Annotated in this window: 19 protein-coding genes and 3 pseudogenes; 4 read left to right on the forward strand and 18 right to left on the reverse strand. The window is 64.2% G+C overall.

What is annotated here, in order from left to right; genetic code table 11:
* The 3 genes and pseudogenes from AC0L3B_RS36500 to AC0L3B_RS36510 form a co-directional block, all read left to right on the forward strand.
* A pseudogene (locus tag AC0L3B_RS36500) lies at nt 1-78 on the forward strand (NIPSNAP family protein); the annotation flags it as partial.
* Nucleotides 68-1291 (forward strand): annotated as a pseudogene (locus tag AC0L3B_RS36505) (sugar ABC transporter ATP-binding protein); the annotation flags it as partial. The pseudogenes AC0L3B_RS36500 and AC0L3B_RS36505, both read left to right, overlap by 11 nt.
* Nucleotides 1292-1303: 12 nt before the next feature.
* The gene (locus AC0L3B_RS36510) at nt 1304-2332 is read left to right on the forward strand and encodes an ABC transporter permease (RefSeq protein WP_085353317.1); all 1029 of its coding nucleotides are present in this window, start codon (nt 1304-1306) and stop codon (nt 2330-2332) included.
* A 326-nt stretch (nt 2333-2658) separates the two neighbouring features.
* Here AC0L3B_RS36510 and AC0L3B_RS36515 read toward each other — a convergent pair whose 3' ends face one another.
* Together AC0L3B_RS36515 and AC0L3B_RS36520 are read right to left on the reverse strand one after the other, a co-directional pair.
* A complete protein-coding gene (locus AC0L3B_RS36515) occupies nt 2659-3363 on the reverse strand; it encodes an L-2-amino-thiazoline-4-carboxylic acid hydrolase (RefSeq protein WP_204511342.1) in 705 nt (234 codons plus the stop codon).
* A 41-nt stretch (nt 3364-3404) separates the two neighbouring features.
* A complete protein-coding gene (locus AC0L3B_RS36520; RefSeq protein WP_026232871.1) occupies nt 3405-3797 on the reverse strand; it encodes a RidA family protein in 393 nt (130 codons plus the stop codon).
* Between the two features lie 129 nt (nt 3798-3926).
* Between AC0L3B_RS36520 and AC0L3B_RS36525 the strand changes: the two genes are divergently transcribed.
* On the forward strand, nt 3927-4550 hold the full coding sequence (locus AC0L3B_RS36525) for a LysR family transcriptional regulator (protein ID WP_026232872.1): 624 nt from the start codon (nt 3927-3929) through the stop codon (nt 4548-4550).
* On the opposite strand, the gene AC0L3B_RS36530 is transcribed toward AC0L3B_RS36525, so the two are convergent.
* The 16 genes and pseudogenes from AC0L3B_RS36530 to AC0L3B_RS36605 form a co-directional block, all read right to left on the reverse strand.
* The gene (locus AC0L3B_RS36530; RefSeq protein WP_051112980.1) at nt 4465-5607 is read right to left on the reverse strand and encodes an ABC transporter ATP-binding protein; all 1143 of its coding nucleotides are present in this window, start codon (nt 5605-5607) and stop codon (nt 4465-4467) included. The genes AC0L3B_RS36525 and AC0L3B_RS36530 overlap by 86 nt on opposite strands.
* A complete protein-coding gene (locus AC0L3B_RS36535) occupies nt 5600-6580 on the reverse strand; it encodes an ABC transporter ATP-binding protein (protein ID WP_018455073.1) in 981 nt (326 codons plus the stop codon). Before AC0L3B_RS36535 ends, AC0L3B_RS36530 begins: the two co-directional genes overlap by 8 nt.
* On the reverse strand, nt 6577-7398 hold the full coding sequence (locus tag AC0L3B_RS36540) for an ABC transporter permease (RefSeq protein WP_007603580.1): 822 nt from the start codon (nt 7396-7398) through the stop codon (nt 6577-6579). Before AC0L3B_RS36540 ends, AC0L3B_RS36535 begins: the two co-directional genes overlap by 4 nt.
* Nucleotides 7395-8318 (reverse strand): ABC transporter permease, encoded by a 924-nt coding sequence (locus AC0L3B_RS36545; RefSeq protein WP_018455074.1) that lies wholly within the window; start codon nt 8316-8318, stop codon nt 7395-7397. Before AC0L3B_RS36545 ends, AC0L3B_RS36540 begins: the two co-directional genes overlap by 4 nt.
* 60 nt (nt 8319-8378) lie before the next feature.
* Entirely contained in the window at nt 8379-9968 is a 1590-nt protein-coding gene (locus AC0L3B_RS36550; protein ID WP_446481778.1) for an ABC transporter substrate-binding protein, read from the reverse strand.
* Nucleotides 9969-10101: 133 nt separating this feature from the next.
* Complete coding sequence (mtnK, locus tag AC0L3B_RS36555) at nt 10102-11382, reverse strand: S-methyl-5-thioribose kinase (protein WP_473382284.1); 1281 nt, start codon at nt 11380-11382, stop codon at nt 10102-10104.
* 35 nt (nt 11383-11417) lie between these two features.
* On the reverse strand, nt 11418-11765 hold the full coding sequence (locus AC0L3B_RS36560) for a hypothetical protein (protein ID WP_446481780.1): 348 nt from the start codon (nt 11763-11765) through the stop codon (nt 11418-11420).
* Between the two features lie 30 nt (nt 11766-11795).
* On the reverse strand, nt 11796-12071 hold the full coding sequence (locus tag AC0L3B_RS36565) for a DUF1467 family protein (RefSeq protein WP_018455077.1): 276 nt from the start codon (nt 12069-12071) through the stop codon (nt 11796-11798).
* 9 nt (nt 12072-12080) lie between these two features.
* Entirely contained in the window at nt 12081-12485 is a 405-nt protein-coding gene (gene mce, locus AC0L3B_RS36570) for a methylmalonyl-CoA epimerase (RefSeq protein ID WP_018455078.1), read from the reverse strand.
* A gap of 12 nt (nt 12486-12497) precedes the next feature.
* Nucleotides 12498-14168, reverse strand: coding sequence for a ribonuclease J (locus tag AC0L3B_RS36575; protein WP_018455079.1), 1671 nt, complete (start codon nt 14166-14168; stop codon nt 12498-12500).
* Nucleotides 14168-14974: a biotin--[acetyl-CoA-carboxylase] ligase gene (locus tag AC0L3B_RS36580; protein WP_473382289.1), complete on the reverse strand. Its 807-nt coding sequence runs from the start codon at nt 14972-14974 to the stop codon at nt 14168-14170. Before AC0L3B_RS36580 ends, AC0L3B_RS36575 begins: the two co-directional genes overlap by 1 nt.
* Nucleotide 14975: 1 nt before the next feature.
* Entirely contained in the window at nt 14976-16412 is a 1437-nt protein-coding gene (nuoN, locus tag AC0L3B_RS36585) for an NADH-quinone oxidoreductase subunit NuoN (RefSeq protein WP_204511345.1), read from the reverse strand.
* Between the two features lie 22 nt (nt 16413-16434).
* The gene (locus tag AC0L3B_RS36590) at nt 16435-17943 is read right to left on the reverse strand and encodes an NADH-quinone oxidoreductase subunit M (RefSeq protein WP_018455082.1); all 1509 of its coding nucleotides are present in this window, start codon (nt 17941-17943) and stop codon (nt 16435-16437) included.
* The gene (nuoL, locus tag AC0L3B_RS36595; RefSeq protein ID WP_018455083.1) at nt 17944-20043 is read right to left on the reverse strand and encodes an NADH-quinone oxidoreductase subunit L; all 2100 of its coding nucleotides are present in this window, start codon (nt 20041-20043) and stop codon (nt 17944-17946) included.
* Nucleotides 20044-20104: 61 nt separating this feature from the next.
* Complete coding sequence (nuoK, locus tag AC0L3B_RS36600; RefSeq protein WP_007603558.1) at nt 20105-20413, reverse strand: NADH-quinone oxidoreductase subunit NuoK; 309 nt, start codon at nt 20411-20413, stop codon at nt 20105-20107.
* Nucleotides 20410-20529, reverse strand: a pseudogene (locus AC0L3B_RS36605) (NADH-quinone oxidoreductase subunit J); the annotation flags it as partial. The gene nuoK and the pseudogene AC0L3B_RS36605, both read right to left, overlap by 4 nt.

Raw genomic sequence — 20529 nt, forward strand, 5'->3', positions numbered from 1 at the left:
CACGAGGGCACCAACAATATCGCGTTTGCGCTGATTACCTTCGAGAGTCTGGCTGCGTATGAGGCCTATCGCGCCCGACCTCACGGTTGCGGAGAACGTGTTTCTGGGCAACCAGCCGACCAACGCCCTCGGCCTCGTGCAATGGCGGCGGATGGCGCGGGAGGCCGGCGAGCAGCTCGCCCGCTTCGGCATCGACGTCGATCCGATGAGCAGGCTCGGCGACCTCCCGATTGGGCTGCAGCAGCTGATCGAGATCGCGCGCGTGCTGTTCTCCGGCGCGCGCATCGTCATCCTGGACGAGCCGACGTCCGCCCTCTCTCCGCCCGAGGTCGAGCGATTGTTCGCGACCCTGCGGCGCCTGCGCGAGGAAGGCACGGCGATCGTCTTCATCTCGCATTTCATCGAGGACATCTTGCGCGTGTCCGACACGGTCACCGTGTTCCGCAACGGGCGGAAGGTCGCGGAGACGGCAAGTGCCGCGACCAACAAAGGCGAGCTGATCGAGGCCATGATCGGCCGCGGCGGCGAAGCGCTCGAGCACAGCTACAGCGACGATTTGATGCTGCCCCAACCGAGCGACAGCTCGGTTGTCCTAAGGGTCGACCAGCTGTCGCTGGCCCGCAGCCTGAAGGACATCTCCTTCGAGGCGCGCGCCGGCGAAGTGCTCGGCATCTACGGCTTCATGGGCTGCGGCCAGCAGGAGCTGTCGCGCATCTTGTTCGGCAAGCTGAAGCCGGACGGCGGCACGCTCGCTGTCGAGGGCAAGCCCAAGACCTTCGCGAGCACGGCGGCGGCGCGGCGCGCCGGGGTGGCGCTGGTGCCGGAGAGCCGGCGCGCGATGCTGTTTCACCAGGAGCCGGTTTACAAGAACATCTCGATCAGCATCCTCGATCGCATCTCGGCGTTGCTGCTCAAGCCGGCGCAGGAGCGCGACATCGCAAAGCGCCAGGTCGAGCAGCTCCAGATCAGGCCGCCCGTGGTCGGCCTCGATCTCGGCATGCTCTCCGGCGGCAACCAACAGAAAGTCGCGCTGGCGAAATGGCTGACCTATCCGCCAAAACTGCTGGTGCTCTGCGAGCCCACTCGCGGCATGGATGTCGGCGCCAAGAACGACGTCATCAACATCGTCCGTGATCTCCGCGCCAGGGGGCTCGCGATCATCGTGCTGTCGACCGAGCCGGAAACGGTGCTGTCGCTGGCCGACCGCATCCTGGTGCTCAAGCGCGGCGCATTGGTGCGCGAATTCAAGAACGAGCCGGTCAGCAAGGACCGCCTGCTGGAAGCGGCGTGACGGAGAAGCACCATGGCAAGCAGTGACACGGCTTTGGCGGCGGGGCAGCGGACGCGAGGGCTTGCGCCCTTCCTGCGCTCGCAGATGCGCAACATCGCCCCGTTCCTGACGCTGATCTTCCTGTCCGGCTTCTTCGCGCTGGCCAGTCCGTCGTTCGCGACGCTGGACAATCTCGGCAACATCCTGACGCAGGTCTCCGTCACAGGCATCATCGCCGTCGGCCTCACCTTCGTGATCCTCTGCGCGGAGATCGACCTCTCGATCGCCAGCATCGCCAACGTCACCGGAATCGCGGTCGCCTACTTCACGCTCCAGGAATCCTACGTCAACATTCCCAACATTCCCCTGCCCGGGGCCGCAGCGATCCTGCTGGCCATTTTGCTGTGCGCGTTTCTCGGCCTCGTCAATGCGCTGGGACTGACCGTGATCGGCATCCCCTCCTTCATCATGACCTTGGCGATGATGCAGATCGCGGCCGGCATCTCGGCGCTGCTGGTGCGGGGCCAGATCGCCTACAAGGTGCCCGGCGTGATCACCACGCTCGGCTCCGGATCGATCGGCGGCATCCCATGGATCGTCATCGTCGCCGCGATCATGCTCCTCTTGGGACATCTGGTGCTGACCTACACGCGCTTCGGCCGCTACGTCTACATGGTCGGCGGCAACCGCGAGGCGGCCGAATATTCCGGCCTTAACGTCAAGCTCATCCTTGGCGCGGTGATGGTCATTTCGGCGGTGTGCTCCGGGATCGGCGGCATGCTCGGTGTCGCTCATTTCGGCAGCGCGCAGCAGAACGAGTTCGACACCTATCTACTCGACTCCATCGCTGCCGTCGTCGTCGGCGGCACCAGCCTGTTCGGCGGCCGCGGCGGCATCGGCAACACCATCGTCGGTCTCTTCGTTCTCGGTGTTCTCAACAACGGCCTCGACCACGTCAACATCGACAGCTTCCTGAAAATCCTGATCCGCGGCCTGATCCTGCTGGCAGCGCTTGTGATCAATGTTTATGCGCAGCGGCTGAGGGAGAAAGCGGTGGAATAGCCGCCCCTCAAAACAAAAAGCGCGAAAACAACCCCATGCACAGTAGAGACTGTGAGGGAATTCAACGACTTACAAAAACCCGAAATTGTGTAGCTGCGACCGTGGCGGCATTTGACTCGTCGGGCAAAACAGGAGCAGGATGTCATCGTGGCAGCGGGCGCGGATGGGCTCAGGGTCGCTCCCCAAACTCCGTCATTGCGAGCGCAGCGAAGCAATCCAGGCTGCCGCCGCGGAAAGATTCTGGATTGCTTCGCTGCGCTCGCAATGACGACGTGACAGCAGGGGCAATCCAGCCTCACCTCGATCGCGGAGCATGAGAACGCGGCTTAGCTCTCCGCTTTCTCATCCGGCGCAAGCCGCGAGAACCGGAAATTGCAGTGGCTCGCACCGCCCGCTAACGTCTGTGTCCTTTCCAGCCGGATGCCTCGCGCTGCGTAGGCAACGAAATCGAGCCCGCAGATGTTCGGCAAAATGTCCTTGTCGCCATGGCGCGCCGCGAGTTTGCAGAAGCCGCAAGCCTTGTAGTTGATGCCGAACTCAAAACTGTCACCCGTATCAGGCTCGACGAAATCGTAGACGAAATCTTCCGGAAATTCGGTCTGATGGCTTTCAGTCGCGCTTCTTGCCGCCTGCTCGCGCAGCAAGGCCTGGTTCTCCGGCGACATGAATTGACGCCCTGAGGCGAGACGCTCCGCTTCAGGCGCGGTGAGCAATTGCGCCTTGTAGGTTTCCCGCTCGATCTCGCCGATCACAGGCACCGGCACGCCGTGGCGCCGCAGCACCCGGCTGATGGCCATAAAACCCATCAGACGCATGAAGAAATCGCTCATGCGGCTTGCCGCGCCGCCGACATAGGGCATTTGGGTGAGCACGATTTCGAACTCGTCCATCACCTCGCGCCTGATCTCGTCGATCTCGGAAAGTTGCGCGCACTCACGCAACATCGCTTCGGCCAAATCGAGCCGATCGCGCATGGCGGCCTCCATTGCACCGCGATGCGCTTCGTAAAACGGATGGATGATCTCAGCCATGGGACACCCGATATGATTGGCTCATTGCAAAGTCGGCTGGTTCACTCCGCGGCGATCGCCTCGATCTCCAGCAGCCATTTGCTGTCGACGGTCTCGACGATCACGACCGTCAGCGCAGGCTGGTGTTCGCCCAGCATCGCGCGACGAATGGAGCGGTTGGTCACGAGTTGATTGCGGTCAGTCAGGAACGTGGTGACCTTGACCAGATGCGCGATGCCAAGGCCGGCGGCAGCAAGCACCTCGATCAAATTGCGCCAGGCCTGCTCGCACTGCGCCTCGAAACCTTCGGGCACGGTGCCGTCGAGTCTCTCCGGCACCTGGCCGCTGATGAACAACAGGCGGCGATACTGCGTCAATTCAAGTCCCATGCAGTAGCCGCCGGCAGGCGCATGGACTGTTGCGGGATTGTGGCTGACGAGGTGAGCTGGGGGCACGAGGTTTCTCCGGATTGCGGGTCGGACCGTATCCGGCGCCATCACCGCTCCGCAAAGCATCATTGCTGCGGTTCAGCGCAAGAAAATCTATTGCAAGGCCACAGCCCATCAGTGTCAAAATGGAGCCCGATGACCTACGCCCTTCCCCCACTCAACGCGCTGCGCGCCTTCGAGGCCGCCGCGCGGCATCTCAGCTTCAAACTGGCCGCACACGAGCTGCACGTGACGCCCGCCGCCGTGGGGCAGCAGGTGAAGGCGCTGGAGGCGCGCCTCGGCGTGCAGCTCTTCGAGCGGCTGCATAAGCAGCTCGTCCTCACCGTCGCCGGTCAGGCCTATCTGCCCGGCGTCTCCGAAGGCTTTCGCCACATTGCGGAGGCGACCTCGCAATTGAAACCGGCAGGTGCGGTGCTGCTGCAATTGGGCATCCATGGCGGCTTCGACCTCCGCCGCCTCGACCTTGCGGCGTTTCGCAGCACGCATGCGGAGATCGGCTTGCGGGTGCTGCACCCGGCCGGCCTGCACGAATTGGTCGAAGGCAAGGTCGACCTGTTGCTCGCCCGCGGCCTCGGCCACCATCCCGGCTATCGCTGCGACCGGATCGATCAGGGATCGGGTTTGGGTGATTGGCTGGTTTCGCCTGAAGGCACCGCGGATTGTCCGGAGATCGTCAGTTTTCGCGCGTGGCTGCGTGCGCTGCCGGCGGAGAACTCGATAGCGAATCGCCGCCCTCGTCTGGTTGGTGGCAGACGATAGGCTCGACCGGCACGGAGGGTAACGGAGATAGAGCGACGCTCGCTGCACCAATTTCGTCACTTCGCCAACACCTCACCGCGTGCCCGTCCGCCCGCGTTTCAAGCACAGGCCCCGGCTCGCGCCGACACACAGCCTCCGCATACCGGCATCGCGGGCTGAATGCGCATCCGTTCGGCGGATTGAGCGGGTTGGGAAGGTCGCCCCCTGTCGTCGCCAGCGGCGCATGGCGCAAGGGATCGGGGATGGCGGCGATCAGGGCTTGCGTATAGGGGTGCGCGGGCCGTTCGAAGATCTCGCGCCAGTGGCCGTTCTCGACGATGCGGCCGAGATACATCACGGCGACCTTGTCGCTCATGTGTTCGACGACGCCGAGATCGTGGCTGATCATGATGTAGGAGAGGCCGAGCGTTTCCTTCAATTCCAGCAGCAGATTGATGATCTGGGCGCGGATCGAGACGTCGAGCGCCGAGACCGGTTCATCGCAGATGACGATCTTCGGATTGAGGATCAGCGCACGCGCAATGCCGATGCGCTGGCGCTGGCCGCCTGAGAATTCATGCGGGTAGCGGTCGGCCTGCTCCGGCCGCAGGCCCACATGCCGCAGCATCTTCGCGACGCGGTCCTCGATCTCGCTCTTGGCCGTGACGCCATGCACGCGCAGGGGATCTTCCAGCGTGCGGCGAACGGTCTGGCGCGGATTGAGCGAGGCGTAGGGATCCTGAAACACGATCTGCACGATGCGGGCCAGCGCCTTCCGATCGCCGGATGGTCGGTTGGTCACGTCCTGTCCGTCCAGCACGATGCGGCCGCGCGTCGGGGTCACGAGGCCAAGGATCGACAATGCGACCGTCGACTTGCCGGAGCCGGACTCGCCGACGAGGCCGAGGCATTCGCCCCGCTTCAGGGTGAGATCGACGCCGTCAACGGCACGGAGCAGCCGCCGGCCGCGCCCGAGCAGGCCGCCTCCGAGCGGAAAATGGACCGCGAGATCTCTGACGCTGAGAATGACATCGTCGTCCGGCCGTGTTTCAACCAAACTAGCTTGCGGCTCATGCATGGTGGTGACACCTGACCAGGCCGCCGGCGTCCAGCAAATCCGCTTCCGGCGGGGTGGTCCGGCAAATATCGGTCGCCTGCGCGCAACGCGGATTGAACCGGCAGCCGTTGGGGAAATTCGTGATGGCCGGGACCACACCCGCGATCTCCGTCAGGCGGGTGCGGCCAAGCGCTGCGCGACTGCCGAGCCGCGGCAGCGAGGCAACCAGGCCTCGCGTATAGGGGTGCGAGGGTGCCCGGAAAATATCGGCCGAGCCGCGCTCCTCGACGATGCGGCCGGCATACATCACGGCCACGCGGCGGCAGACATTGGCGACCAGCCCCAGATCGTGGCTGATCATCAGGATTGCGGTTCCCCGCTCGGCACACAGATTCCGCATCAGCTCGATGATTTCGGCTTGCACGGTCACGTCGAGCGCCGTGGTCGGCTCGTCGGCGATCAGGAGATCCGGACCGCAAGCGAGCGCGATGGCGATCATCACGCGCTGGCGCATGCCGCCGGACAGCTGGTGCGGGTAATCCTTCACGCGCCGCTCCGGGGCGGGAACGCGCACGCTCGCCAGCGCCTCGACCGCCAGTCTATCGGCTTCCCGCCAGCTCTTGCCCTTGTGCAGCACGAACATCTCGGCGATCTGCCGGCCCACCGGCGAGACCGGGTTGAGCGCCGTCATCGGCTCCTGGAAGATCATGGCGATGCGATTGCCGCGCAGATCCCGTTGCCTGGCGGCTGAAAGGTGCTGGATCTCCCGTCCCTCAAACCGGATGACACCGCCGCCGATCGACAACGGCTGCCGCAACAGGCCGATCAAGGCCAGCGCCGTGATGCTTTTGCCGCAGCCGGATTCGCCGACAAGGCCGAACGTCTCGCCGCGATCGATGCGGAATGAAATGCCCTCGGCCGCCGCAACGCGCCGCGATCCATCGTCGAGATCGATACGCAAATCCTCGACTTCGATCAGCGGCGTGCGGGTCATGTGCGCCGGCTCCGCGATTGCGGATCGAGAATGTCGCGCAGGCCGTCACCGAGCAGATTGAGGCCGAGCACCGTCAGGAAGATCGCAAGGCCGGGAAACACCGAGAGCCACGGCGCGGTCGTGATCTGATCGCGGGCATCCGACAACATGCTGCCCCAGCTCGGAAACGGCGGGCGGACGCCGAGGCCGAGGAACGACAACGCGGCTTCGGACAAGACCGCGCTGCCCATGCCGAGCGTGCCGATGACGACGATCGGCCCTAGCATGTTCGGCAGCAGCTGCGTGATCATGATGCGGAGATCGCCGTAGCCGAGCACGGTCGCGGCCTGCACATAGCCCTGGCTCCTCAGCGACAGCGCCGAGGCCCGCGCGATCCGGCACGTGAAGGACCAGTTGGTCAAGCCGAGTGCGATCAGCAGGCTGGTCAGGCCGGGACCGAGCACCGCCATGATGGCCAACGCGAAGATCAGCGAGGGGATCGCGAGCATGAGATTGGTCAGGCCGTTGACGACATCGTCCCACCAGCCGCCCCAATAGCCGGCGCTCAGGCCCAACGCGACGCCGATGACGCTATTGATGAGCTGCGAGACGATGCCGACCGTCAGCGAAACCCGCGCGCCATAGACGACGCGGGAATAGATGTCGCGGCCCTGGTCGTCGGTGCCGAACCACCAGGTCCAGCTCGGAGGCTCTTCGGCGTTGAGCAGATTGGCGTCCAGGACAGGATCGGTATGCGCCAGCCATGGCGCGAGCAGGCCGACCAGGATCGCAAGCGCGAACAGCGCGCCACCGATGATGAGATTGGCGCGGAGCTTCATGCGTATCTGATCCTGGGATCGATCACGCCGTAGAGCACGTCGATCAGCAGATTGATAGCGAGAAAGGACAGCACCACGACAAGAATGGAGCCCTGGACGGCCGGAATGTCGCGCTGCAGGACACTGTCGACCAGCAGCGAGCCGATGCCCGGCCAGGAGTACAGTTTCTCGACCACGACCGCCTGCCCCATCAGCCCGCCGAACTGCAGGCCGACGGTGGTGAGAATGATGACAAGCGCGTTGCGCATCACATGCCACTTCACGACTCGGGTCTCGCTCATGCCCTTGGAGCGCGCGGTGCGGACGAAATCCGCGGTCATGATCTCGAGGACCGCGGCGCGTGTCGTCCGCGCGAACAGCGCCATCGGCGAGACGCCGAGCGTCACGGCCGGGAGGATCAGATATTTCAGTCCGCCATCGCCATAGCCGAAACTCGGCAGCCAGCCGAGCTTCAACGCGAACAAGTACATCAGCACCAGTCCGAGCCAGAATTTGGCGATCGAAAGGCCTGATACCGCCACGACCATGGCCAGCGTGTCGACGATACCCCCCGGCTTCAGCGCGGCGATGAAACCCAGGGGAACACCGATCACGACGGAAAACGCCATGGCGGTGAAGATGAGCTGGAGCGTCGGCCATATCCGCTTGGCGATCATGAACGTCACAGGCTCGCGCGTCCGGAACGACGTTCCGAAATCACCCGTCGCAAGCTTGGCGATGTAGGCTCCGAAGCGGACATAGACGGGATCGTCGAGCCCGAGCTGCTTCTTCATGCGCAGCTCGACCTGCGGATCGGCATCGTCGCTCATCGACGAGACGATGCTGCCGGGAACGACGCTGAACAGCACGAACACCAGAGCCACCACTGCGAGCACGGTCGGAATGGTCTGCAGCAGGCGGCGGAACAGGAAGGAGAGCATCGGCACTTTTCCTCTCTCCCTCCGTCGTTCATGGCGACGGAGGGAGCGCGAGAGCGCGTGTCACTTCGCGGGCGAGGTCTCGTCGACCCAGAGGTCTTCGACGTTCTGATGGGTCAGTTCGGTCGCATTCAGCTGAACCCCCTTGAGCCACGGCTGCACGGCCATGACCGCCTTGTTGTAGTTGAAGAACCAGACCGGCGCCTCTTCGTAGAGAACAGCATTGGCCTTCTGCAGCAGCTGGGTACGCTTTGCAGCGTCATCGGACTGCCCGGCCTCGTCGATCAGCTTGTCGAACTCGGCATTCTTGAAGTTCATGTAGTTGCAGGCCGACTGCGGTGTCGATGAGTGGAAGCATTTGAGGGCGGCCTGCGGATCGGGTCCGGTCGCCTGCGAATAGACAAAGGCCTGGTAGTCGCCGCTGCGAACCACCTCCGCCAGCACCGCGGTCTCGACCTGCTTGACCTTGGCCTTGATGCCCACCCTGTCCAGCATCGGGATCACGGCCGAGACGATCGGCAGACCCCAGCTCTCGTTCTGGCTGGTGGTCCATTCGAATTCGAAGCCTGAGGGATAGCCGGCGTCGGCGAGCAGCTGCTTGGCCTTGGCGGGATCGAAGGCGTAGGGCTTCATGGCCTTGTCGTAGGCGGTAGAGGTGAGCGGCAGCCAGCTGGTGGCCCGGTAGGCCTTGCCCTTGACCAGCTTGTTGATGATCAGGTCGGTGTCGATCGCGTAGTTGATCGCCTGCCGGACCCGCTTGTCGGCGAACGGCTTGAACGCGGGATTCATCCCCATGTAGCGGGTAAAGACCTCGGCGACTTCCACGACCGTGCCCTTGAGGTCGGCGTCGTTCTGATAGGCGACATATTGCGCCGGTCCCAGCACCGAGGTGTCGATCTCCTTGTTGCGGAAGGCGACATCGCGTGCCGCGGCCTCGCCCATGACCGACACGATGATCTTGTTAGCGTAGGGCTTGCCGGGCTTGTAGAACCGGTCCCATCGCTCCAGCACGATGCGCGATCCCGGCACGTGCTCGACGAATTTGAAGGGCCCAAGGCCGATCGGCTTTTGGAGAAAGCTCTCCTTGGCGGCCTCGTCGGCGGGATAGATCGACGTGATCGCGTTCCAGAAGTAGAAACCTGGATCGACCTTCTCGGTCAGCTTCATCTCGATGGTAAAGTCGTCGACTTTCTTCAGGCCGGAGATCTCCTTGGCCTGGCCCTTCTCGACCGCCGCCGCGCCCTCGATCACGCGGACATAGCGCGCACCGGGATAAGCCTTGGTCCCGTCCATGATGCGGTTGTAGGTCCAGATGATGTCGTCGGCCGTCATCTTGCGGCCGTTGTGGAAATAGGCGTCGTCGCGCAGCTTGAAGGTGTGGACGAGACCTCCGCCCGAGACGACGTCCTCCTTGGCGAGCTCCAGAACAGGCTTGCCTTCCGTGGAATTCCAGATGTAGAGCGACCGGTGCAGGGCCTTGGCGTAGATCTCGTCCTGGGCGCGTTGCGTGGTAAGAATGTCCAGGCTGGTGAAGCTCGAGCCATAAGGCGCGGTCATGCGGATGGTTCCGCCCTTGCGCGGCGTCTGGGCCTCCGCCGAGGCCGCCAGCGCCAGCCCCAAACCCGCGACGATCGCCACTATCCTGAACATCATGGTCCCTCCGACAACGCAAGCCGTGCTCTGGTCCGAGAGTTGACCATCCACGGCACGTCGAGCGCAAGCACCTTGAAGGGGGTGACGTATGCGAGCGTCGCGCGCGGGCCCCACCGATTTGCGCAGAAGCCCGCTAGAACTCCGGCTGCCAGTCGCGCAATTTTCGCGCTGCAGCGGTAACGTCCGCAATGGTCGGAAATGCCCCCGCCTCGAGCATCATCGCCCTTGCCAGCCTGACGGCGCGTGCTTCGCTGATCGCGCGCCGGCGCGGATCCTCGATCAGCTCGAAGTCGATATTGTGGGCGAGGCCGAAGATGCGGCGGATGGTTTTTGCCGCGGCGAAGCCGACCGTGTCCGCGAACAGCCGCTGCATGTAGGCCTGCCGCTCGGCTTCCAGCCGTGCCGCGCCTGTCTCGCCGGCGAACAGTGAGGCGGGATAGGCATCGCCTGCGGCGCCAGCGCGCCAGAGCTCGAGGAACTTTCGCGCAAAATCGTTCCAGACCGTTTCCACCGTCTCCAGCACCCAGGCCTCGAAAGCACGCCGTTCGCCCGGCGTGCGCTCATGCCCGGCGGAGGCAAAATAGGCCATCAGGAGGTTGGCCAGCACGGCGCCGACATCGAAACCCATCGGGCCGTAGAACGCGAATTCGGGGTCGATCACCCGCGTCTCGCCGCCCGTGACCATGATCGAGCCGGTGTGCAGGTCGCCGTGGAGCAGCGCCTCGGGGCTCGCCATGAACTTCAGCTTCAACCGGGAGATCGCGACGTGGAGGTCCATATCCTCGCGCAGCTCTGCGGCGAGCGCATCGAGATATGGCGCGGTCCAGCGGTTCTGCTCGGCGACTCGGTAGGGATCGGTGAAGATCAGATCCTCGGTGATCTTGCACAGCGAATGGTTGCCGGCGAAAGCTGCGATGCCCTGCTTCTTCTCGGCCGCCGACACCGCGAGGTCGGAGGTGAAGAACAATGTCCGCGCCATGAAGGTGGTGATGTCATCGACAAAGCGCGGATACCGAGTCCCCGCAACCATCCCCTTGCGCATGATGATGTGGGGCTCGAGCAGCTCCATCACCGTCAGCGCCAGGGCCTCGTTGTGATGCAGCAGCGCCGGCACGAGGCCGGGCGCGAGCTCAGCCTGCCGCGACAAAGCGAGATATTCGTAATGCGCCCGGGACAGCGGCAGCGGCCAGCTCTCGCCGACCAAGCGGACATAGGGCAGCGCCTGCTTCACGGCGACGCCGCCGCGGCCGCCCTTGACGATGAAAACGAGATTGAGATTGCCGTCGCCGACTTCGGTGATCGACCAGGAGGCCGGCTCGCCGCCGAGGGTCGCGGCGAGATCCGCAACGCCCGCGAGATAGTCCCGCAACGCCGCCTCATGCAAAATCCGGTAGTCCCCCTGCCCCTGCGCCATGACGATCCCATCCCATGCTTGGCATGGCCGAATCGTTACTCCCGCTCCAGGAAGCTCGAGCCGATCTCGGCCTTTCTTTTGATCGGATCGTACTCACAATAGACGCTGTCCGCCACCAGCGTGTAGCTGGCGCTGACGGTGTATTTGTCTGTTTTGACCGAGTTCAGGCCGATCACCGCGGTGCTCTTGCCGCCGTTCCATTTGAACGGTGTCGAGCTCTTGGCCTGCTCGCAGGCGATCACGGCCTCATTGAAGACATAGCCCTCGACGAACGCCTTCAGGGTGCGCACCTGCACGGCCATCTTCCACTCGAAATAGCCGATGGCACCGAGACCGGCGACGATAAGCACCAGAAGCGCGACGACGATCCGCTGAAAAGTCATTCTTCCCCCAACCAAGCCAACCACGAAATCCTAAAACGGCATGCCCATCAATTTCGACAGGCGCTCGATCGACAAATAGCCGGCGTGATAGGCGACCATGGCGATCCCGTAGATGACCGCCGAGATGATGGTGGTCCAGATCAGCTTGCCCCCCATCCGTGTCAGGATCGGCGCACCGGGGTCGCTGCCCGGCACTCCGACGCCGTCCTCGTGCTGGCTGCGCACGCCAAACGGCAGCGTCAGGAACAGCGCGACCCACCAGATGACGAAGTAGATCGCGATCGCGGTTGAGATCTGGATGGCCATGGCTTCGGCCTATGCCTGCTCGATTTCGACCAGCGCGCCGGAAAAATCCTTCGGGTGCAGGAACAGCACCGGCTTGCCGTGGGCGCCGATCTTCGGCACGCCGTCGCCGAGCACCCTTGCCCCCTCCTTCACCAGCGTGTCGCGCGAGGCGATGATGTCGACCACCTCGTAGCAGACGTGGTGGATGCCGCCGTCGGCGTTGCGGTCCAGGAACTTTGCGATCGGCGAGGCCTCGCCGAGCGGCTCGATGAACTCGATCTTGGTGTTGGGCAGCGTCGCGAACACCGTGGTGACGCCATGCTCGGGCAGCGCGACGGCCTCCGAGATCTGGGCCCCGAATGCGGTGCCATAGATTTTGGCGGCCTTGACGGCGTCCTTGGTCGCGATCGCGACATGGTTGAGCCGGCCCAGCATGTTTCTCTCCCGTTACACTGTCAGCACATGTACCAGACAGGGGGGCTTTTTGCCCCAATGTTCGTTGATCACGGAGCGGACAGCGCGTCGCACCGACTCCGCCAGCGCATCCGGGTCGCGACGGCGCGCCTTCGGCAGGCCCTCGACGGTGGAGACCACGGCGTCGAAGACGAGGTCGTCGAAGGGCTCGCCCGCTTTGTTCTTCTCGGGGATACCGACGAGTTCGACCGCGGGATCGTCGGCAAGCTCGCCCTGCTCCGTCATGGCGATGGCGACAAAGGCGCAGCCGGAGAAGGCCATGCGGCGCCGCTCGCCCACCGCGCGGGACTTGGAGTCCTCCAGAATCGTGCCGTCCTTGTAGAGACGGCCCGCAGGCACTTGCCCAATGATGCCGGGATCGCCGGGGCCGAGCTTGACGAGATCGCCGTTGCGGCAGACCAGCACGCGCGGCACGCCGGCGGCACGCGCGAGCTTGGCGTGCTCATTCAGGTGCAGGGCCTCGCCATGGACGGGGATCAGGAGCTGCGGCCTGGTCCAGGCGATCATGTCGCGCAATTCGTCGCGGCGGGGATGACCGGAGACATGGACCAGCTGGTCGCGGTCGGTGATGACCTCCACGCCCTGCAAGACCAGGCCATTGATGATGGCCCCGACCGCCTTCTCGTTGCCGGGAATGGTGCGCGAGGAGAAGATGACGCTGTCGCCACGGTTGAGCGTGATCTCGGGATGGTCGTCATTGGCGATGCGCGCCAGCGCGGCACGCGGCTCGCCCTGGCTGCCGGTGCAGAGCGCCAGCACCTTGTCCTGCGGCAGATGACCGTAGACCTCGGCGGAGCGGAAACTCTGCACGCCGTCGAGATAGCCGGTCTCGCGCGCGACCTGCACCACGCGTTCCATGGCGCGGCCGACCACGACGACCTCACGGTCGGCGGCCTTCGCAGCGATGGCGACGGCCTTGAGGCGCGCGACATTGGAGGCAAAGGTCGTGACCGCGACGCGGCCCTTGGCGGCCTTGACGAGCTCGGTGATGGAGCTCGCAACCTCGGCCTCCGAGGGTGAGCGGCCGTCGCGCACGGCGTTGGTGGAATCACCGATCAGGGCGAGCAGGCCCGCATCGCCGAGCTCCCGCAGCCGCTTTTCGTCGGTCGGGCGGCCGATGATCGGGGTCGGATCGATCTTCCAGTCGCCGGTGTGCAGCACCGTGCCGACTTCGGTGTGAATCGCGAGCGCATGCGACTCCGGAATCGAATGCGCGACCGGGATGAACTCGACGTTGAACGGGCCGATATCGACGCGCCCGCCCGACGGCACCACCGTCACCGGGATCTTGGGCGCATTGCGCTCGGCGGCGCACTTGGCCTCGAACAGCGCGGCGCTGAACTGCGTCGCGTAGATCGGACATTTCAGCTTCGGCCAAAGGTCGATGATGGCGCCGAAATGATCCTCATGGGCGTGGGTCAGCACCAGCCCCATCAGATTCTTGCGTTCCTTCTCCAGGAAGCTGACGTCGGGCATGATCAGGTCGATGCCCGGCAGATGCTCCTCGTCGCCGAAGGAGACGCCGAGATCGATCGCCAGCCAGGCGCGCTGCTGGCGGTTGCCGAGGCCGTAGATCGACAAATTCATGCCGATCTCGCCGACCCCGCCGAGCGGTGCAAATACCAGTTCTTCCGGCTTCGCCATCACGCAGCTCCCACGGAGGCGGCCGTGCCGAAGAACACCTCGCCCGCGGCGACCGGCACGCGCCGGCCCTCCGCGGTGCGGACGATCAGGCAGCCGGTGTCGTCGATCGTGTCAAAAATGCCGTCCAGCGTCATCACTCCCGTGTGGATCGCGACCCGCTCGCCGAGGCCGGCGGCGCGCTCCAGCCACAATTTGCGAATTTCGGCAAAGCCACGGCCATTGTCCCAGATACCGCGGAATTCCACCCAGGCATCGGAGAGCGCCGAGAACAACTCCTCCGCACTGATGTGGACGCCGAGCGCGGCCAGCGACACCGCAGGCGTCGGCGTACCCTCGGGCGCGGCGACGACGTTGGTGCCGATGCCGACGACGATGGCAAGACGGTCGCCGATGGCTTCGGCCTCCAGGCCGATGCCGACCAGCTTCTTGCCGCCGGCCAGCACGTCGTTCGGCCATTTCAGGGCGTAGCGGGGACGGCCCTCGCCGAGGCGCAGTGCAGCCTCCAGGCTGACCTTCTCCAGGGCGGCCTCCTCGGCCAGCCCGGCCGCAAAGCCGATCGTCGCGGCGACGGAAGGGGCAACGTCCAGGACTTCGAGGACGCTGGCTGCAAGGTTGCCCTTTGGTGCGATCCAGGGGCGCTGGCGGCGGCCGCGGCCGGCGGTCTGCTCCGACGTCACGAACCACATCGGGCCGCGTTCGCCGCGCCTCGCGTGCTCGATCGCCTCGGTATTGGTCGAGCCGGTCCGTTCGAAAGCTGCGAGCTTGTAGCCCGCCGACGCCGCACGAGGACCGAGCGCGAATGCCATCCTAGAACAGCGACTTGGCGGCGGCGGAGGCGACGCTCACCACCGGGCCCGCGAACAGGGCGAACAGAATGTTGAACAGGCCCGCGACCGCCAGCACCGTCTTGACTTCGACGCGCACCGGATCGACCTGCCCGGCCGGCTCGTCGAAATACATCGTCTTGACGATGCTGAGATAGTAGTAGGCGCCGACCACGCTGGAGAGCACGCCGATCACGGCGAGCGTGAACAGGTTCGCCTTGATGGCGGCGACGAAGACGTACCATTTGGCGAAGAAGCCGGCGAGCGGCGGGATGCCGGCGAGCGAGAACAGCAGCATCGCGAACATGAAGGCGAGCAGCGGATTGGTCCGCGAGAGACCCGCGAAATCGCTGATCTGCTCGACCGGCTGGCCATCGCGTTTCATCGCCAGGATGATGGCGAAGGAGCCCAGCGTCATCGCGACATAGATCACGATGTACATCAACACGCCCTGCGCGCCCTCGACCGTGCCTGCGGCAAGACCGACCAGGGCAAAGCCCATATGGCCGATCGAGGAATAGGCCATCAGGCGCTTGATGTTGCTCTGGCCGATCGCGGCGAACGAGCCCAGCGCCATCGAGGCGATCGACACGAACACCAGGATCTGCTGCCACTGCGAGACGATGCCCGGGAATGCGGTCAGCGTGACGCGGGTGAAGACCGCGAGCGCGGCCACTTTCGGGGCCGAGGCGAAGAAGGCCGTCACAGGCGTCGGTGCGCCCTCGTAGACGTCGGGTGTCCACATGTGGAACGGCACCGCCGAGACCTTGAAGCAGAGGCCGGCGAGCAGGAACACCAGGCCGAACACCAGGCCGACATTCGAGATCGTCGCGGCCGCCGCGATGCCGGTGAAGGCCACCGTGCCCGTGAAGCCGTAGATCAGCGAGGAGCCGTAGAGCAGCATGCCCGAGGACAGCGCGCCGAGCACGAAGTACTTCAGGCCGGCTTCGGTCGACTTGGCGTTGTCGCGGTTCGAGGCCGCGACAACGTAGAGCGCCAGCGACATCAATTCGAGGCCGAGATAAAGCGAGATCAGATCGCCGGCCGAGATCAGCACCATCATGCCGAGCGTCGAGAGCAGCACCAGGATCGCATATTCGAAGATGCGGCGCGACGGATCCGACAGGAACTCGGTCGACAGCACCAGCGTCACCGCCGAGCCGATCAGGGCCAGGATCTTCATGAAGCGGGCAAAATCATCGACGATGAAGCTGCCGCCGAAGGTCACGTGCTTGCCCGCGGGCAGCATGTATTCGAGCACGCCGACAACGATCAGGAGCAGCACCGCAAGCGTCGTGACCGTCTTGGTGGTCTCCTGCCCGCGATAGGCGCCGAGCATCAGGAGTGCCATCGCCCCGACCGCGAGCACGAGCTCGGGCAGCACCGGCGCCAGTTGATAACCTGCAGTCTCAAAGCTCATGGCGATATCCTGACCTGCCCGCTCACTGGAGCAGTGCGGCGGCCTTCACGGCCGTCACAGCGGTGTTGTAATTGTTGACGAGTTGCTGGACCGAGGCCGCCGACATGTCGAGCACCGGCTTCGGATAGATGCCGAACAGGATCGTCAGCGCGATCAGCGGGAACAGCGTCAAGCCCTCCCGGAAGGTGAGATCCTTCATGCTCGCCAGCGACGGCTTGACCAGCGCCCCGAACACGACCTTGCGGTAGAGCCACAGCGCGTAGCAGGCCGACAGGATCACGCCGAAGGTGGCGAAGAACGCGGTCGGGATCGAGACCTTGAAGGTACCGAGCAGCGTCATGAACTCGCCGACGAAGCCGGAGGTGCCGGGCAGGCCGACATTGGCCATGGTGAAGACCATGAAGGTCAGCGCGTAGAGCGGCATCCGGTTGACGAGGCCGCCATAGGCCGCGATCTCACGGGTGTGCATGCGGTCGTAGACGATGCCGACGCAGAGGAACAGCGCGCCGGAGACGATGCCGTGCGAGATCATCTGGAACACGCCGCCGGCGACACCCTGCATGGTACCGGCGAAAATGCCCATGGTGACGAAGCCCATATGCGCCACCGAGGAGTACGCAATCAGCTTCTTCATGTCCTCCTGCATCAGCGCCACCAACGAGGTGTAGATGATGGCGATGGCCGAAAGCGTGAAGACCAGCGGCGCGAAGTCGTGCGAAGCCAGCGGGAACATCGGCAGCGAGAAGCGCAGGAAGCCGTAGCCGCCCATCTTCAGAAGGATCGCGGCCAGGACCACCGAGCCTGCGGTCGGCGCCTCGACGTGGGCGTCGGGGAGCCAGGTGTGCACCGGCCACATCGGCATCTTCACCGCGAACGAGGCGAAGAAGGCGAGCCACGCCCAGGTCTGCAGCGAGCGCGGCACGGCGGTGTGCATCAGGGTCGGGATGTCGGTGGTGCCGCCGTTCCAGTACAGCGCCATGATCGCGAGCAGCATCAGCACCGAGCCGAGCAGCGTGTAGAGGAAGAACTTGAAAGATGCATAGACCCGGCGCGGACCGCCCCAGACGCCGATGATCAGGAACATCGGGATCAGGCCGCCTTCGAAGAACAGGTAGAACAGCACGAGATCGAGCGCCGAGAAGGTGCCGATCATCAGCGTTTCCAGGATCAGGAACGCCATCATGTATTCGCGGACGCGGTTGGTAATCGCCTTCCAGCTCGCGATGATGCAAAACGGCATGATGGCGGTGGTCAGGATCACCAGCGGCAACGAGATGCCGTCCACGCCCATGTGGTAGGTGATGCCGGTGGCAAGCCAGTTCGCCTTCTCGACGAACTGGAAGTCGGCGCTCGACGCATCGAACCGCATGACCAGGATCACCGACACAGCGAAGGTGATCAGCGTGGTCCACAGCGCGATCCAGCGCGAGTTGCGCCGGGCCGCCTCGTCGTCGCCACGGCTGAGATAGACGATCAGCGCGCCGACCAGCGGCAGGAACGTCGTGACGGATAGAATTGGCCAGGTCGTCATTTACTGGCCTCCAAAGCCGAACATGAACCAGGTGATCAGGCCGGCGGCACCGATCAGCATGGCGAACGCGTAGTGGTAGAGATAGCCGGTCTGGATTTTCACGACGTTGCGGGTGACGTCCAGCACGCGGGCTGAGACGCCATCGGGGCCGAGACCGTCGATGATGAAGCCGTCACCCTTCTTCCAGAGCTGATAGCCAATCCACTTCGCCGGACGGACGAAGATGATGTCGTAGAGCTCGTCGAAGTACCATTTGTTGAGCAGGAACTTGTACAGCATTGGCTGCGTGTTCGCGAGCTCGACCGGCAGATAAGGCCGGCGGATGTAGAACAGGTATGACACCAGGAAGCCCAGCACCATCATCACCGTCGGCAGGAAGGCGATGGTCTCGGGAATGTGGTGCATCTCCTCGATGATATGCGGGTTCATCTTCACGGACTCGCGGAAGAACTCCTCGATGCCGTGACCGGCGAACAGCTCCTTGAACGGGAAGCCGGCCAGGATGGAGCCGACCGCAAGCACACCGATCGGGATCAGCATCCAGATCGGCGCTTCATGCGCGGCCTCGTAGTGGTGCTCGTCATGCGGCTCGCCGTGGAAGGTCTTGAAGATGAGGCGCCACGAGTAGAACGAGGTCAGGCCGGCCGCGACGACCGTCATCAGGAAGCCGTACATCGCGAACGGATTGTGCGAGGCGTAGGCGGACTCGATGATCGCGTCCTTGGAGAAATAGCCCGCGGTCAGCGGGAATCCCGTGAGCGCGAGCGTGCCGACCACCATCACCGCGTAGGTGTAGGGGATCTTGCGCCACAGGCCGCCCATGTTGCGGATGTCCTGCTCGTGATGCATCGCGTAGATCACCGAGCCGGAGCCCAAGAACAACAGCGCCTTGAAGAAGGCGTGCGTGAACAAATGGAACATGCCTACCGAATAGGCCCCTGCTCCCATCGCCACGAACATGTAGCCGAGCTGCGAACAGGTCGAGTAAGCGACGATGCGCTTGATGTCGTTCTGGACCAGGCCAATGGTCGCCGCGAAGAACGCCGTAGTGGCGCCGAAGAACATCACGACGGCCTGCGCGTTCGGCGCGAGTTCGAACAGCGGCGACAGGCGCGCCACCATGAAGACGCCGGCGGTGACCATGGTCGCGGCGTGGATCAGCGCCGACACCGGGGTCGGGCCTTCCATCGCGTCCGGCAGCCAGGTGTGCAGCAGGAACTGCGCCGATTTGCCCATCGCGCCCATGAACAGCAGCAGGCAGGTCAGGGTCAGCGCGTCGGCGTGCCAGCCGAGGAAGTCGATGGTCTTGCCGGTCAACCCGGGCGCAGCGTGGAAGATGGTCTCGAAATCGGTCGAGCCGGCCAGCAGGAAGATCGCGAAGATGCCGAGCGCGAAGCCGAAATCGCCGACACGGTTGACCACGAAGGCCTTGATGGCGGCGGCGTTCGCCGACGGCTTCTGGTACCAGAAACCGATCAGGAGGTAGCTTGCCAGACCCACGCCTTCCCAGCCGAAGAACAGCTGCACGAGGTTGTCGGCGGTCACCAGCATCAGCATGGCGAAGGTGAACAGCGAGAGATAGCCGAAGAAGCGCGGCCGGTTCGGATCCTCGTCCATGTAGCCGATGGAATAGAGGTGCACGAGCGAGGACACGGTGGTCACGACCACCAGCATCACGGCGGTGAGCGTGTCGACCCGCAGCGTCCAGTAGACCTGGAGATCGCCGGAGAGGATCCACGGCAGCAGCGGAATGCGCATGTCGTGGTGCATGAAGCCGACATCGACCAGCGTCATCCAGGACAGCGCCGCCGACACGAACAGCAACGCCGTGGTGATCAGCTCGGCAGCGCGCGAGCCCGCCGCGGGCGGCTTGGAGACGTGGTGGTCGTCGTGGCCATCTCCGGGTTCGTGATGAGTCTCGTGGACGACCGACGCATCCTCGTTGATCGTGTCCGACGCATGGGCGTGCGCGCCATGACCGTGATCATCGTGATGCTCGACCGTGTCGCCCGAGGGGTTGCGGGCATGCGCGCCGAACAGCGCGATCAGGCCAGCCAGAATGGCGCCCAGCAGAGGCAGGAAGACGATTGCCTGGACCATGATTTACTCTTTCCGCATGATCTGGTCGGAAAACCGGTGTCCACTTTTCCGGATCATGCGATCAGCCCTTCATCAGATTGACGTCCTCAACCGCGATCGAGCCGCGGTTGCGGAAATAGACCACCAGGATGGCGAGACCGATCGCGGCTTCAGCGGCCGCGACGGTGAGCACCAGGAGCGCGAAGACCTGCCCGACGATGTCGCCGAGGAAGGTCGAGAACGCCACGAGGTTGACGTTGACCGCGAGCAGGATCAGCTCGATCGACATCAGGATGACGATGATGTTCTTGCGGTTCAGGAAGATGCCGAGGATCCCGAGCGTGAACAGGATCGCGCCGACCGCAAGATAGTGTCCGAGCCCGATCGTCATTTCACCCACTCCGCCGCGTCAGAGTCCTGGAGCCCCTGCCCCGGCGCCACCTTGCGTATCGCCATCGCTATTTCGGGCGTGCGCGCGTTCTGAATGTTGATGTCCTGCCGCTTGAC

It is taken from the genome of Bradyrhizobium sp. Kon56, assembly GCF_055807635.1.